General features: G+C 63.6%; 14 protein-coding genes. 6 read left to right on the top strand and 8 right to left on the bottom strand.

Annotated features, from left to right (window positions below):
- Positions 1–19: 19 nt before the first annotated feature.
- Complete coding sequence (locus tag BBD46_RS09775; RefSeq protein WP_071401511.1) at positions 20–628, bottom strand: DUF5813 family protein; 609 nt, start codon at positions 626–628, stop codon at positions 20–22.
- A 306-nt stretch (positions 629–934) separates the two neighbouring features.
- On the opposite strand from BBD46_RS09775, the gene BBD46_RS09770 reads away from it, so the two are divergent.
- Positions 935–1,126 carry a hypothetical protein gene (locus BBD46_RS09770; protein WP_071401510.1) on the top strand — a complete coding sequence of 64 codons (192 nt, stop codon included), beginning with the start codon at positions 935–937 and terminating at the stop codon, positions 1,124–1,126.
- Between the two features lie 117 nt (positions 1,127–1,243).
- On the opposite strand, the gene BBD46_RS09765 is transcribed toward BBD46_RS09770, so the two are convergent.
- Both BBD46_RS09765 and BBD46_RS09760 read right to left on the bottom strand, forming a co-directional pair.
- Complete coding sequence (locus BBD46_RS09765; protein WP_071401509.1) at positions 1,244–1,636, bottom strand: DUF7522 family protein; 393 nt, start codon at positions 1,634–1,636, stop codon at positions 1,244–1,246.
- Between the two features lie 99 nt (positions 1,637–1,735).
- A complete protein-coding gene (locus tag BBD46_RS09760) occupies positions 1,736–3,022 on the bottom strand; it encodes an O-acetylhomoserine aminocarboxypropyltransferase/cysteine synthase family protein (protein ID WP_071401508.1) in 1,287 nt (428 codons plus the stop codon).
- Between the two features lie 206 nt (positions 3,023–3,228).
- Here BBD46_RS09760 and BBD46_RS09755 point away from each other — a divergent pair, with 206 nt between their 5' ends.
- Positions 3,229–3,999, top strand: coding sequence for an amphi-Trp domain-containing protein (locus tag BBD46_RS09755; protein ID WP_253184538.1), 771 nt, complete (start codon positions 3,229–3,231; stop codon positions 3,997–3,999).
- Between the two features lie 37 nt (positions 4,000–4,036).
- Here the strand turns inward: BBD46_RS09755 and gpmI are convergent, their stop codons facing one another.
- Together gpmI and BBD46_RS09745 are read right to left on the bottom strand one after the other, a co-directional pair.
- Entirely contained in the window at positions 4,037–5,560 is a 1,524-nt protein-coding gene (gene gpmI, locus BBD46_RS09750; protein ID WP_071401506.1) for a 2,3-bisphosphoglycerate-independent phosphoglycerate mutase, read from the bottom strand.
- A 117-nt stretch (positions 5,561–5,677) separates the two neighbouring features.
- On the bottom strand, positions 5,678–5,926 hold the full coding sequence (locus tag BBD46_RS09745) for a hypothetical protein (RefSeq protein WP_171908187.1): 249 nt from the start codon (positions 5,924–5,926) through the stop codon (positions 5,678–5,680).
- Positions 5,927–6,114: 188 nt separating this feature from the next.
- Here BBD46_RS09745 and BBD46_RS09740 point away from each other — a divergent pair, with 188 nt between their 5' ends.
- Positions 6,115–7,389, top strand: a complete 1,275-nt coding sequence (locus BBD46_RS09740; protein WP_071401504.1) for a DNA double-strand break repair nuclease NurA — start codon at positions 6,115–6,117, stop codon at positions 7,387–7,389.
- 53 nt (positions 7,390–7,442) lie between these two features.
- The gene (locus BBD46_RS09735; protein WP_253184537.1) at positions 7,443–7,988 is read left to right on the top strand and encodes a hypothetical protein; all 546 of its coding nucleotides are present in this window, start codon (positions 7,443–7,445) and stop codon (positions 7,986–7,988) included.
- Positions 7,989–8,086: 98 nt separating this feature from the next.
- On the opposite strand, the gene BBD46_RS09730 is transcribed toward BBD46_RS09735, so the two are convergent.
- Together BBD46_RS09730 and BBD46_RS09725 are read right to left on the bottom strand one after the other, a co-directional pair.
- Positions 8,087–8,734, bottom strand: a complete 648-nt coding sequence (locus BBD46_RS09730; RefSeq protein ID WP_071401503.1) for a hypothetical protein — start codon at positions 8,732–8,734, stop codon at positions 8,087–8,089.
- The gene (locus BBD46_RS09725; protein ID WP_071401502.1) at positions 8,731–9,582 is read right to left on the bottom strand and encodes an NAD-dependent epimerase/dehydratase family protein; all 852 of its coding nucleotides are present in this window, start codon (positions 9,580–9,582) and stop codon (positions 8,731–8,733) included. Before BBD46_RS09725 ends, BBD46_RS09730 begins: the two co-directional genes overlap by 4 nt.
- A 279-nt stretch (positions 9,583–9,861) precedes the next feature.
- On the opposite strand from BBD46_RS09725, the gene BBD46_RS09720 reads away from it, so the two are divergent.
- Together BBD46_RS09720 and BBD46_RS09715 are read left to right on the top strand one after the other, a co-directional pair.
- Positions 9,862–12,123 carry a bifunctional metallophosphatase/5'-nucleotidase gene (locus tag BBD46_RS09720; protein ID WP_071401501.1) on the top strand — a complete coding sequence of 754 codons (2,262 nt, stop codon included), beginning with the start codon at positions 9,862–9,864 and terminating at the stop codon, positions 12,121–12,123.
- A 102-nt stretch (positions 12,124–12,225) separates the two neighbouring features.
- Positions 12,226–13,146, top strand: coding sequence for a hypothetical protein (locus tag BBD46_RS09715; RefSeq protein ID WP_071401500.1), 921 nt, complete (start codon positions 12,226–12,228; stop codon positions 13,144–13,146).
- A gap of 141 nt (positions 13,147–13,287) precedes the next feature.
- On the opposite strand, the gene BBD46_RS09710 is transcribed toward BBD46_RS09715, so the two are convergent.
- Positions 13,288–13,632, bottom strand: coding sequence for a DUF7113 family protein (locus tag BBD46_RS09710; protein ID WP_071401499.1), 345 nt, complete (start codon positions 13,630–13,632; stop codon positions 13,288–13,290).

The following is a 13,632-nucleotide window of genomic DNA, read 5'->3' as shown; positions in this document are numbered from 1 at the left end:
CTGCCAGTTCGTCTGCCGCTCACAGCGGAGCGCCGCCGTTCCCCTGGCCGTGGTCGTCTGGTCCCTGTTCCGGTCCGGACGCCCCATCGGCCGCCTGCTGACCGCGACTCTGTGCACTCTCTAGCAGCGTCGCCGCCGGCCCCGCGTACTCGTAGCCAGGAATAATTCCCTGGGCGTAGGTTCCCTCGACGTACTCGATCAACGCCTTCGCATCCGCGACGCCGTTGGCCGCGTCCCACGCGGTGAACTCGAGTTCAACCGTCACTGTCTCGTCGTGTCGCTCGACCCGTGGCTCCTCGTGGGTGTCCGTCTGTGCGACGGTGAAGGCGTCTGCGAGTCGCCGCTCGAGCGTTTCGAACCAGCCGTCTTCGACGACGGGGGCGACGGTTTCGTCCGCGACGGCGGCGTTGAGGGTTGGAACTGTGACCTCGACGGAGAGCCGGCCGTCACGCGGCTCTGGCGCGTCGATTGCACTCACGCGCGCGTCGAACACGGTAGTCGTCAGTTCGTACTGTTCGGGGGCCTCAGTGGCCTCGGTGGCCTCAGTGACCCCAGTGGTCGGCTCGGCTGGATCGAACGCATCGTGGGCCGCGAGTTCGCGGCCGATCGCGTCGGGAAGGGACGTCATGTTCGTACAGCAAGCAAGGGTCGTCGGCGAAAAGGGTGTTGCGTTCGTGGGACAACAGTCCGCTGTCGTCCGTGGCTGGTGTCCCCGTGGTCGCCCCGTCTGGTCGCCGGGGATCGCGCACTGACCGTCGTACTCGAGTGCAACTGTCTGGAGAACGGAATTGTTACTCGTCCCGAGTGTCGCTCGTAGGGAACTGTTACAGGTCACAACCGCACGCAGGCGTGGCACCGTTTCATGATCGTAGTCACCTCTTTCCAGTGGAAACGACGTGCATTACTACAACCGATCCCGACGTGTTTCGTTGGCATGGATCTCGATAGACACGCTGCTGAACGTCGTCGCTTTGCGCGTCTCCTCGGAACTGATGGCGATCTCGGCTCTGGCCTCCCGATCGGTGCCGTTTCGGACCAGCGACCGTCTCCGGCCCGCGATGACGACGCGTCATCCCGGTCGCGCGCGCCAGATGACGACGCCGATAGCGAACCGGGCACTAGCTAAGACGAACAGCCTCCTTTTGTCGTTCGTTTGTATTTCGATACCGGGCGCTCGTGAGGTGTCGCTGGGAGACTGAACTGTGTTCGTTCGGCAGCTGCTCTTGGGCCCTTCCGCTCTTGCTCACACCGCGTCGTCGATGTCGCCGAGAACCGTATCGAGTGCCGTTGCGACTTCCTCGAAATCCTTCAGCGTGAGGCCGTCGGTCGTGATAATGACGCCCTTGCTCTCGGTGGTGACTCGGAGGAGGAAGCCGTTGTCGAAGACGCGGATGGTGTAGTTGTACTGGCCGAGTTCGGACCGCTCGTAGGCGGTCTGGACGGTCTTGAAGCCGCGCCACTCGTGGCCGATGAACGTCGAGAGGTCGGCGTCGCGCTCGAGGTCCTCGCGGAGATAGAGCTGTTCGTAGTCGTCGCGGGTGAAGTAGGTGACCGATCGAAGGCTGTCGCCGATCGCGGTACGGCAGGTGGTCACGATCCGATCCGCTGTTGCTGCAGTGAGAAGCCCGGTTGCCATATCGGAGTGTCGGACGCCGACACCTTAATCGCGTGGGCACAGTTCGGCGAGTGAACACGCTGTGTCCGAATAGCGATCGTACGGCCCGGAACGACCTCGTCAGGCCTGCTCGATCGCCTGCTCCAGATCCGCGATGATGTCGTCGACGTCCTCAATGCCGACCGAAATGCGCACCAGGTCGTCGGTCGTCCCGCTCGCCAGTTTCTCCTCCTCGGTCAACTGTTGATGAGTCGTGCTCGCCGGATGGATGATCAGCGACTTCGCGTCGCCGACGTTTGCCAGCAGGCTGAACAGCTCGACCTCGTTGCAAACCGTCTCCGCGGCGTCGTAGCCCCCTTCGAGGCCGAAGGTTATCATGCCACCGTAGCCGTCCTCGAGGTACTCCGTCGCGTTCTCGTGGGTCTCGTGGCTCTCGAGTCCAGGGTAGTTCACCCAGGAGACATCGGCGTGGTCCTCGAGGTACTCCGCGACGGCCATCGCGTTCTCCGAGTGTTTTGCCATTCGCAGCGGAAGGGACTCGAGTTTCTGCAGCGTGACCCAGGCGTCGAACGGCGACTGCTGGTTGCCAAGGTCGCGCAGCCCGCGGGTACGGGCGGCAATGGCGAATGCCTGCTCGCCAAACGTCTCGAAGAAGTTGATGCCGTGGTAGGCCGGATTCGGCTCGGCCAGTTCGGAATAGTCGCCCTCGTCCCAGGGGAACGAGCCGCCGTCGACGAGGATGCCGCCGACCGTCGATCCCGCGCCGTGAATCCACTTCGTCGTCGAGTTCCAGACGAGGTCCGCGCCGTGCTCGAGTGGCCGGCACAGGTAGGGTGTCGCGAAGGTGTTGTCCACGAACAGCGGGACGTCGTGTTCGTGCGCGATATCGGCAATCCGCTCGATGTCAGGCGTGACGAGCGCAGGGTTGCCGATCGTTTCGAGGTGGACGAACGCGGTGTCGTCGTCGATCGCCTCGGCGTAGGCGTCGTAGTCGAGCGTGTCGACGAACTTCGTCTCGATACCGCGCTTTGCGACGGTGTGGGTGAGGTAGGTGTAGGTGCCGCCGTACAGCGACGATGCAGAGACGATGTTGTCGCCCACGTCCGCGAGGATGAACGTCGCGAGGTCGAACGCGGCCATTCCCGACGAGGTCGCGAGCGCGCCGACGCCGCCCTCGAGTTCGGCGATGCGCTCCTCTAGCATCGCGTTCGTCGGGTTCATGATCCGCGAGTAGATGTTGCCGAACTCCTCTAAGCCGAACAGGGCCGCGGCGTGGTCCGTGTCCTCGAATTCGTAGGAGGTCGTCTGGTACAGTGGCGGGGCGCGCGCCCCTGTCGTCGGATCCGATTCCTGGCCGGCGTGAATGCTGCTCGTCGCGAACCGCCGTTCGTTGGTGTCGTCTCCCATAGGAGAACCTCACAGCGAACAGACGTAAAGCTGGGAGTAGCTGCAATATCGGTCGAGACAGATGACACTCGACGTTCGACAGTCGGTACCCGGCACCCGACACCCAACCGGAAACTCACACGCAGTACTCGAGTCCCCTTTCGTCGCCATCGAGACCGCCAGCGCGGCGCACAGTTTCAAGTGCGCGGTCGCGAATGAACTGGCCGATGACCGACGACGGGTTGACCGACGGGGATGTCCGAGCCGACGGCGATACTGCTAATACCGGTGACGGTGACCGTGGCTGCGACGGTGACCGCGGTCGTGGCCGTGGCCGCGATGATGAGAGTGACTCCGACTCGCCGGCACTGCGGTCTGCTATCAGTGACGAACTCGATGTCCCCGACTGTCCGCCGGATCCCGACGAGACGGCTCACGTCCTTCCCGACGAGAAACTCGCCTATCCCGAGTTCGCGTTCGACGACGGTGAGATGGCGGCAGACGGGAGCTTCGATCTCGAGCAGTCACTCGACCGCGACGAACTGGGTGACTGGCTCGCCGACCTCGCTGCTGGCCTCGAAAGCCACGATGTCGCGGTCTCGACGACCGACGAAATTGCTATCTTCGGTGTCGGAAGCGGCGGCGCTTCGATTTCGTTCGAACCCGACGACACCGAGACTGGCACTGATACCGAGACCGGCACTGGCACCGATACCAGTACCCACACGGGAACCCTCGAGGTAACGTTCTCACTGAACGCGAAACTGATGACGCTCTCGGACGACCCCGACGAACGCCGCGCGGGCGCTCGCGCTGGCGAGGGGTTCATCCCACTCGAGATGCTCACGTCCGACGCAGCGCCGTCGTCGTTTCGGTGTTACAACTGGATCGACGATCCACTCGGTGACTCGACCGCGGATCCGACCACCAACTCGAGTACCGATCCAGCGAGTAACTCGACTGCCGACCCGACCACCGACTCGGATGACGATTCCTGATGCGCTCGAACTAGTCGCAGGAAACTCGTCTCAGTACCTACTCGAGTAGCGACTCGCCGGTCATCTCCGGCGGCTGGTCGATCCCAATTAACCCGAGCATCGTCGGCGCGATGTCGGCGAGGGTGCCGCCCTCGCGGACGGTTCGACCGCCGTCCGTCCCGTCGCTCGCGAGGTAGACCAGTGGCACTTCGTTGTACGTGTGTGCGGTGTGGGGCTCGGCTTCGGTTCCCATATCGTCGGCGTTACCGTGGTCCGCCGTGATGAGCACGTCAGCGCCGGCGGACTCGAGTGCGTCCGTGAGCCGACCCAGTTGTTCGTCGACGGCTTCGACGGCCTCAATCGCGGCCTCGTAGTCGCCGGTGTGGCCGACCATGTCGGGGTTGGCGTAGTTGAGAACGAGTACGTCCGGATCGTCGCTTTCGATGACTTCGATTGCGGTGTCCGTCACCTCGGGTGCGCTCATCTCCGGCTGCAAGTCATAGGTCGGCACGTCCGGGCTCTCGACGATTTCGCGGATCTCGCCGTCGAACTCGACCTCGCGGCCGCCGTTCAGGAAGTAGGTGACGTGGGCGTACTTCTCGGATTCCGCGATCCGAAGCTGCGTGTTGCCCGCGTCTGCGAGCACCTCGCCGAGCACGTTTTCGGGCTGGTTCGGCGGGTAGGCGATCGGGAGGTCGAACGTCTTGTCGTACTGGGTTAGCATGACGACCTCGGCGTCTGGCGGGCTGGTTTCGAACTCGTCCGCCCAGTCTTCGGGGCGGATATCCGCGAGCATGCGGGTGAGTTGGCGCGCGCGGTCCGAGCGGAAGTTGAACCAGACGACGGAATCGCCGTCTGCCAGTGCTGGCTGGTCAGCAACGAGGGTCGGCTCGACGAACTCGTCCGTCTCACCGCGGTCGTAGGACTCCTCGACTGCCGCTACTGCGGAGTCGACTTCATACTCTGCCCGCCGGTCGACGATCGCATCGTACGCCCGCTTCGTTCGCTCCCAGTTCTGGTCGCGGTCCATCGCGTAGTACCGTCCCGAAACCGTCGCGACGTGACCCGTCCCGTGTTCAGCGACGACGGACTCGAGTTCGCGCAGATACTCGCGGCCGCCGGTCGGCGAGGTGTCCCGACCGTCGGTGATCGCGTGCGTGATCGCCTCGACCTCGCGGTCTGCTGCGAGTTCGATGAGCGCGTGGAGGTGCTCCTGGTCTGCGTGCACGCCGCCGTCACTGACGAGACCGACGAAGTGGACGCGGCCACCATTCTTGCGCGCGTTCTCGAAAGCGGTGTTGATCGCGTCGTTCTCCCGGAAGGAGCCGTCCGCGATGGAGTCAGCAATGCGGGTGTACTCCTGGTAGACGACGCGACCGGCCCCGATGTTCAGGTGGCCGACCTCGCTGTTGCCCATCTGTCCGTCCGGCAGGCCGACGCGGCGGCCGGCGACCTCGAGTTCGCCGGTCGCGCCGGTTGCTGCGAGCCGATCGAACGTCGGCGTGTTGGCGGCGGCGACGGCATCCCGTCCGTCGTCGGTGCCGAGTCCCCAGCCGTCGAGTACGATCAACGCGGCGTCCATGTGTACGTGTTGGCGATATTCGGCCTGGGGTAACTAGCTGTCGCTGTTGGCGATCGATGCAGCTCTGAAGGAGACGGGAGAGAGCTGAGAAACTGACGAGAAACAAACAGGTGGTTTTCAGTACTCCGAGTCGTGGTCGAACGTCGCCCCACAGTCGCCGCAGATGGTGCTCTTTCCGGGTTTACACCGCTGGGCGAACACCGCACCGCAGTCGTCGCAGATCATGTAGAGTCGATGCGCCGGGTCGACGCCGGCTTCGAATTCGAGTCGGATCCAGGCGTCCGGATTCTCGTCTTCGTAGAGCGTCACGCTTCCGTTCGTCTGCCGCCAGTTGACCGCGTGTTCCTCGCGCTCGCCTGTCTCCATACCTCGGTGTGACATCGGGACAGTGACATCCATGCGACTACCTCATATAATTTTTCTGATGATAATTTACCCGGCATCAAGTTAACAGGTTCCGTGTATATCGGGGCGCAACCGGTGGCCAGGTAGTACCGCCGTCCTCACGGGCACCGACCATTGGCTTTTTGCGCTCACGGCGGGAGCCAACGGGCATGACACTCGATCCGGTTCACTTCGACGGCATCGCGCAACTCGCCAGACGGATCGACCACGGCGCTGACGAACGCGATCGCCGCGAGTTCGCCGAAACCGTCTGGGAGTCGTTCCTCGACCCTCTCCACCACGACGGGCGGACGGTACTCGAGCCGGTCGATGAACAGGCTCGCCGGCTGGTCGACTGCGAGGATGTCGCCCTGCAGGACCGCCAGTTCCCGACCGTCCACGGCCTCGACGCGGGGACGATCAATCCGACGACGTTCAAGAACGGCCTCGTCATCGACATCGCGCAGGCGGCGATGAGCACGACGCCGAGCGACCTCGACCTCCACCGCTCGCGGACCACGGTGATGACGGTCCACTCGAACGACGAGACGATGACCGTCGACGAGGAGTGGGGCAAGTTCGACGAGGGCTACAGCCGCAGCCGCGCCGTGAAGATCCCACCATTGCCCCGCTTCGCCGAGGGCGTCGTCCACGCGCTCGCGCTCTACCTCGCCGAGAGCAAGCACGCACTCGCCTACGCCGAGGACGTGTCGGACCTGCTCGTCTTAGACGGCCCGCTCTATCCGCGCGGGCTGCTGCGCTGGGCTGACCAGCACCCCGACCTCGCCGACTTCCTGCTCGAAGACCCGCGACCGACGACGGTACTCGAGAACTACGTCCGACTCGTCGAGTCGTTCGTCGACCGCGGCGTCCCCCTGATCGGCTTCGTCAAGAACCCCGCGACGCGGGTTATCACGCGCACGCTGAAGCGCAATCGGGACGTGGACGTCAGCGTTCCCTGGGCCGACGACAGCGCGCTGTTCACCCGGCTCCTCGAGCGCGGCGAGTTCGTCGACGACATCGAGGGCACCCGCTGGGAACGGGACACGGACGCGCTCACGTACACGAACTGGTTCCGTTCGCGCGGCGGCGTCGACCGGCCGCTGTCGATCGAGGGCGACGCACTCGGCGTCGAGCGCCGCCTCGACCGCGAGCAGTACGAGGTCACCTTCTTCGTCGTCTACGACCCGCGCGAGGACCTCATCTTCCGCGTCGAGGCTCCCTACGCGTTCACTCGCGATCCGGAGACTCGCGAGCGCCTCACGATGCAGGTTTTGCAAGACGTGGCGGTTTCCCACGGCCCACCGACCATCGTCGAGAAGGCCGACGAGCTCGCCCGGATCAGCGCGACGGAGAAGCGCTCGCTTCGAGAGACACTCGAGTCCCAGTTCGAGACGTCACAGCGCCGGACGTACGACGACCATCGGTGGGAGGGGGATTTCTGACGCGAAAAGTGACAAATAAAAATTTTTATGGCTTAACTTAGATATTATCTGGTATGCCCTCCCGTCGCACTGTTCTCCGCTGTAGTCTTGGAACTGCCTTCGCAAGCACGGTTGCTGGTTGTTCGGCCGTAACCGAGACGAGCGAACCCGAGAGCAGGTCGTATACTGAACCGGCCGACTACCCGGTGCTAATCGACTCATTGACGGACGAGCGTCGGCCGGTTGATGCCTACGTGTTTCTGAACGATGCACTGGTTGCTGACGAACGCGAACGTGACCACGAGGTATTTCGATGGGACGAGCTCACCGAGGTCACCACAGCACGACTGCAAGAGAGTATCGATAGCGGAGAGGATCTGCTGGTAGTGCAAACGCGAGTATCGTTTGATCCGGACGCAACGACTGGGCTACCTATCGTTGTCGAGTTCGAGGACGATCACACTGCAGTCCGGCCCCGGTACGACGAAGCCGGTCGCTCGGAGTGGCAGGGGCCGGAGAGTTGGGAGACAGAGACTGGCTCTGTCATGATTCGTAGCTATGAGTCGATTCCCGAGGACGCGGCCGAGCGAGTGCGGGTGTCGTTCGATATCCGCCAATAGTGTCGTTCTGTGTTGCTGTCTATACTGTACTATCGTCTCCGGACACAGTCGTAACAATCACCAATATATAGTTTGACACACAGTAGAATCCGACTCCGTCACTCCTCGTCGAAGCTCTTCAGCAGGTCCGATACGGTCTCTTTGTATTTCGGGACGATGTGCCGTCGGTAGACGATCAGAAGCGAGACGGTCACGACTGTTCCCGCTCCCAGACCGAGGTGCGTCTGGTCAACGAGGACGCCACCGCTCGCGATCAGCACGCCCGTCACGGTCGCGTAGACGATGACGAGGACGTCCGGAATATCGACACCCTTGTCGATGCGAAAGTCCGTGATATCGTCGGTGCGTCTGTGACTGGCCGGGAGTTCGAAGTCGTTCTTTGCGATGAGTTCGGTCGTCAGGAAGAAATCGAGAAACGGAACCCGGAGCAGATAGACGATGAAAAAGCCGAGTACGGACATGACGACACCGAAGAACGCAGCGCCGAGTTTGGCTTCGATCGGGATACTCGAGCCGAGCACCGTGAACACGGCGGTAATGATGAGCGCCCAGATGCGCGTGTACGCCCACATTTCTTCTTCGACGTGTCGAACGTGATTCCAGTACTGGTCGTAGACGATTTCAGCCGGCCGGCGCTGTTCGTAGGCGACGTTCGCCCATCGGTCTGCACCGGTCGTGGCCGCAGTTCCTTCGCGATCGATTTTCGATCGGGCGGTCTCCGACGGCGCTGATTCGTCCGATTTCATGCTGGTGGCGCCGTCCAGTCGTCGGCGCTATCGAGCGGCTCGTAGCCGATCGCGTCGCGAGCGTGCTCGATATCGAACCATCGCCGTGCGTTGTCACTCACACCGTAGAACGTGTCGTATCCCGGCTCAGTCGAGCGAAGACAGCAGTCAACCAGTTGCGCGAGATCGCGACGCGAGTGCCACATCGCGTTCTGCCGAGCGACGCGGCGGCGGTACGCCTCGCTGTCGCGCTCCCACTGTCCCTCGTCGACACCTCGTTCCGCGGGACCGTAGGGGTGGTCGTACGCCGGCGGGTGCACGCTACAGATCCGAAGCGCGTGCAGGTAGTTGATCGGCCCCTCGCGTTCGACGTAATACCGACCCAGCCCCTCGCCGAAAAGCTTCGAGCAGCCGTAATCCGAATCCGGCCGCACCGGATCCGTGTGATCGAGTCGGAAATCGACATCGTCACCGTACAACTCTGGCGCGTACTCGCGTTCGTACATCCCCATCACGTGGTTCGTCGACGCGAAAACCACTCGCTCGACGCCCGCCTCGTGGGCCGCCCGATACACGTTGTGCGTGCCGATGATGTTGCTCTCGAGTACGTCCTCCCACGGATCGTCGACGCGAGGTGCCGCCGCGAGATGCACGACGGCGTCCTGCCCGTCGAACGCCGGCCGAATCGAATCGTAGTCCGCAACGTCGGCGACGACGACATCGCTCTCGGTATCGATTTCTGCGTCGCTCTCGAGTGCAGGGTCGGGTTTCGCGTCTAAATCGAGAGAGGTGAACGTATGCTCGGAGCCGATGTGTTCGATGACTGCAGTTCCGACGCGCCCGAACGCCCCCGTGAGTAACACCCGCATCGTCTCCGTGGTACGCAGCGTGAACGTATCAAACTATTTGCCGATGTGTCGGCTGGGTATTCGCGGATGGGCGCGTAATCTGGCTCCGTACGATGGGGTGGCGTGCCCCGTACAATGGGGTCTCCCGTTCGGAATGGAAAACCGGGTAGCCGGGAGATAGAGACTGGCGCTGCCGTTGGTATCGCGTCTGAATCCAGTTCCAACGGCTACCGTACTATGGTTTGACATACATAGTGGAAATTGTAAACGTATTTGTGTCTGTTCTCACCGTTTGTTGGCATGGCTCGGGATTCCGGGATGCGGGAGAGCGATAGTACGCAGGACGACCACGCTGGCAACACAGCTAGCCGCCGACGGTTCCTCGGCACGACCGCCGGTATTTCCGCCGGTGCGTTGCTGCCGGCGGCCGCGACCGGCGCGGCCGAGACTGGCACCGGCGTCGGGGCCGCGGCCGACGCCGACGACACCGTCACGCTCGTCCACGACACACACTTCCACGGGCGCTTCTTCGACGCCGAGGAGGACGAACTGAACCTCGCGCGCTACTATACGGTGGTTGAGGACGTGCTGGCGGACCACGACCACTCGCTGTTCGTCGGCAACGGCGACGACCTCGCGCCGTCCATGCTCGGACTCGAGTACGAGGGCGAGCACATGATCGAGGCGATGAACGAAATGGATGTCGACGTCGTCGGCGTCGGCAACCACGAGTACGACTTCGGGGCCGAGGTCGCGACCGAGCGCTTCGAGGAGAGCGAGTTCCCGTGGGTCGTCGCGAACCTGCTCGACGAGAACGGCGACGCCGTTCCCGGCACCGAGCGCTGGAAGACGTTCGAGGCGGGTGACCTGACGGTGGGCATCTTCGGCCTCGTTTCGCGCAACTTCCACTCGCTGACGGACTACCCACAGGAGTGGCAGGTGCTCGACTACGTCGAAGGCTCCCAGGAGGCGGTTGACGCGCTCCGCGAGGAGGGTGCCGACGTGGTCGTGCTCGCCTCGCACGTTTCAACCGGGATTCACTACACGCTCGCTGAGGCCGTCGAGGGTCTCGACGCCATCGTCGGTTCGCACTCCGGCGTCGTCTTCGACGAACCCGATATCGTCGGCGACACGGTCATCAGCGAGTTCGGCGACGAGTTCGACCACGTCGGTGCGATCACGCTCGACGCCGACGGCGAACTGGTTGACTGGGAGCGGACTGACCTCCTGCTGCCCGAGTGGGACCCCCTCCCGGTCGTCGAGGAGTACGACGAAATCTCCGTCCGCTACACCGACGAGGTCGAGGAAGACGAGACGATCGCCGACATCGCCGAGTCGTGGTCGGCCGAACTCGAGGCCGAACTCGGACAGACGGCCTTCGAGAGCGAGGTCGAACTCGACGCGACGTTCGACAACTACGCGGTCGAGACCAACTGGGGGAACTTGATGACCGACACGATGCGCTCGGTCGGTGAGATCGGCGATATCGAGGTCGACATCGCCGCCCAGAACGCGGGCGGTATCCGCGGCGACTCGACCCACGGTCCCGGCGAGATTCCCGGCACCGCCGTGATGGACATCCTCCCGTTCCCGAACGAGATCGAGGTCGTCGAAATCACGGGCGAGCAGGTCCGCGACTACCTCGAATCCGAAGTCCGTTCGCACCCGGACGACCAGTTCGGTGCCCAGCCCGCGATCCAGGTCTCGGGCGTCTCCTACGAGTGGTCCGGCCACGCCGACGAGGTCTGGGTCGACAACGTCTTCGTTGGCGGCGAACCGATTGACGACGAGGCGACCTACTATCTCGCGCACAACGACTACTCGATCGGCAACTCGGACATCCTCTCCGAAGGCGAGCTCGTACTCGAGTCCGGCCAGTTCCAGGGGCCGTATATTCTGGACCAACTCGAGGAGAAAGACACCGTCGCCCCGGAACGCGAGAACCGGATGCTTCGGGTGGACGAGGAAGTTGCTGCGGCGACTGTCGCCCACGACGAGGAGACGATCACGCTGACGATCGACGTGCCGTCCGGTGCGGCCGAGATCGCCGAGGAGTCGTTCCGTGCGGTCATCCGGACGGGTGACGACCTTGCGGCGACGGGTGCGAGTGCCGATGGCGAGACGGTCGACGTGACGTTCGATGCGGACGAGTTGGCCGCCCTCGCAGAACAGGTCGACGAGCCGGTGCTTCGCCTGTTCGGCGAGTACGAACCGGATCAGGACGCCTGGGACTACGAGTTCGAGGTGCCGACCTCGGACGGCTACGACCGGTTCAAGCTCAAGTCGGATGTGAGCGCGAGCGCGGTGCTCGGCGAGGAGTCGGACGGTGACGAGTCAGCGGATGAGGGAGCGGATGCGGACGGCGACGCGGAGACGGACGATGACACCGATACCGATGTGGGTGCAGACGGCGACGATGCCGACCCAGACGACGGACTGCCAGGCTTCGGTCCGCTCGCTGCACTCGGTGGCGGCGCTGCGGGAACGTATCTTTACGCGCGCCAGCAATCCGGCGACGACACGGCGTCGGAGTCGGTGCGCGACGACGACCGCAACGCGTAATCAACTGACGTGATTCACCGCCGTTGACCGTTTACGAACGGTTCAAGCGGTTCACCGCGCTCGCTGCAGTGAGACACGCAATACGTACCCAGCTATCTGCCTATGACACGCACTGGATCCGGTCCCACGAAGACCGACGGGAACACAGCCGCCCGCAGTACATCGCTCGCCGTCGCCAGCGTCGGCGTACTCGCCGCGCTCCTCGTCCTCGCCGCGATCGGAACGCCCATCGCGGGAACAGCCCTCGTCGGCCCCGCCGCGGCCGGCGATCAGTACGCGACCCTCACGCCGACGCCGTACACCGTCGACGCCGAACCCGGCGAGGAGTTCACCGTCGATGTCCTCCTCTACACCGAGGGCGGCCACGACGGCGAAGGCGTCAGTGAGGTCGCACTCGCCGCGCAGTATCATCCCGAGCTACTCGAGATCACCGAGATCGAACGCGGACCGTGGCTCGAGCAAGGCGAGGAGGCAACGATCGAGACCGACCAGGTGCTCGCTCACGACGATGGCACCGCCATTTTCGAGCAGTGGCGCGAGCCGGCTGGCGACGGGGCGACGGGCCACGGCGAACTCGTCACGGTGACCGGCGAGGTCGCCGACGACGCACCCGACGTGGAGACGGAAATTTCGTTCGCCGAGACGAGGATCAACCTGCTCCGCGACTGGCCGCTGCCAATTGACGCACAGGGTATCGAGGTGACGGTCGGTGACGGCAGTAACGGTGCTGGCGACGAGCAGGACGCCGTCGAGCCGTTCGATCACCCGGATCTTGCGGATATCGACCGCGAGTCTCTGGATACTGGTACCAGCGATGGCGACGGCGCTGGTGACGGTAACGGCGATGCTGACGACGGGAGCACTGCTGTCACCGAGAGCGACGAACAGGCGGCTACTGACGACGCCGAAACTGACTCCGTCCCCGGCTTCACTGCGCTTCTTTCCGGGGCGGTCCTCGGGGGCGGCTCGCTCGCTCTGGCCCGCCGTTTCCGTCGCTCGAGGCACAATCGCGGTCAGCAGTAGAAGCCTAAGCAGTCGCCGTTCGGCCGGTTGTGAGTGCCCTGTCCTGTTCGGTGTATTAGCGTTGCTCCGAAGGGGATTCAGTTCCACTACAGAACCGCTCCAGAGCCGCTACAGAACCGCTCCAAATTAGCTTCAGAGACGCTACAGATCAGTCTCCAACTCCGCCTTCTCCACTTCGAACTCGACGCTTGCCGGATCGACCCCGATCCGTGCGAACTGCGTCCGAACGTGTTCCTTGGCCGCGTCGACCGCCTGCTCGCGCGTATCGAACCCGCGCGGCATCGGCGACTCGAAGGCGAGGTTGACTTCACGGCCGTCGACCAACTGGCTCGAACCGCCGCTGTCGACCTCGTAGAACTCGTCACAGACCCAGACGTACGCGGCGGCCTCGTTCGGCGCACCCTTGAACGTCGGGGCCTGCTCGCCCCGTTCGTACAGCGTCCCCGTCAGCTCGGTCCCACCTGCACGACCGCGTACCATGAGCAT

The organism is Natrialba sp. SSL1 (assembly GCF_001861355.1).
Classification (GTDB): Archaea; Halobacteriota; Halobacteria; order Halobacteriales; family Natrialbaceae; genus Natrialba.
This window is presented reverse-complemented; position numbering and strand designations above follow the sequence as displayed.

What these genes read in the sequence shown, in the direction of transcription:
- gpmI (WP_071401506.1), bottom strand. Translation starts at nt 5,560, where the DNA reads ATGGACGCCGCGTTGATCGTACTCGACGGCTGGGGACTCGGCACCGAC.
- BBD46_RS09755 (WP_253184538.1), top strand. Translation starts at nt 3,229, where the DNA reads ATGACCGACGACGGGTTGACCGACGGGGATGTCCGAGCCGACGGCGAT.
- BBD46_RS09715 (WP_071401500.1), top strand. Translation starts at nt 12,226, where the DNA reads ATGACACGCACTGGATCCGGTCCCACGAAGACCGACGGGAACACAGCC.
- BBD46_RS09720 (WP_071401501.1), top strand. Translation starts at nt 9,862, where the DNA reads ATGGCTCGGGATTCCGGGATGCGGGAGAGCGATAGTACGCAGGACGAC.
- BBD46_RS09710 (WP_071401499.1), bottom strand. Translation starts at nt 13,632, where the DNA reads ATGCTCATGGTACGCGGTCGTGCAGGTGGGACCGAGCTGACGGGGACG.
- BBD46_RS09745 (WP_171908187.1), bottom strand. Translation starts at nt 5,926, where the DNA reads ATGGAGACAGGCGAGCGCGAGGAACACGCGGTCAACTGGCGGCAGACG.
- BBD46_RS09740 (WP_071401504.1), top strand. Translation starts at nt 6,115, where the DNA reads ATGACACTCGATCCGGTTCACTTCGACGGCATCGCGCAACTCGCCAGA.
- BBD46_RS09765 (WP_071401509.1), bottom strand. Translation starts at nt 1,636, where the DNA reads ATGGCAACCGGGCTTCTCACTGCAGCAACAGCGGATCGGATCGTGACC.
- BBD46_RS09730 (WP_071401503.1), bottom strand. Translation starts at nt 8,734, where the DNA reads ATGAAATCGGACGAATCAGCGCCGTCGGAGACCGCCCGATCGAAAATC.
- BBD46_RS09770 (WP_071401510.1), top strand. Translation starts at nt 935, where the DNA reads ATGGATCTCGATAGACACGCTGCTGAACGTCGTCGCTTTGCGCGTCTC.
- BBD46_RS09775 (WP_071401511.1), bottom strand. Translation starts at nt 628, where the DNA reads ATGACGTCCCTTCCCGACGCGATCGGCCGCGAACTCGCGGCCCACGAT.
- BBD46_RS09725 (WP_071401502.1), bottom strand. Translation starts at nt 9,582, where the DNA reads ATGCGGGTGTTACTCACGGGGGCGTTCGGGCGCGTCGGAACTGCAGTC.
- BBD46_RS09735 (WP_253184537.1), top strand. Translation starts at nt 7,443, where the DNA reads ATGCCCTCCCGTCGCACTGTTCTCCGCTGTAGTCTTGGAACTGCCTTC.
- BBD46_RS09760 (WP_071401508.1), bottom strand. Translation starts at nt 3,022, where the DNA reads ATGGGAGACGACACCAACGAACGGCGGTTCGCGACGAGCAGCATTCAC.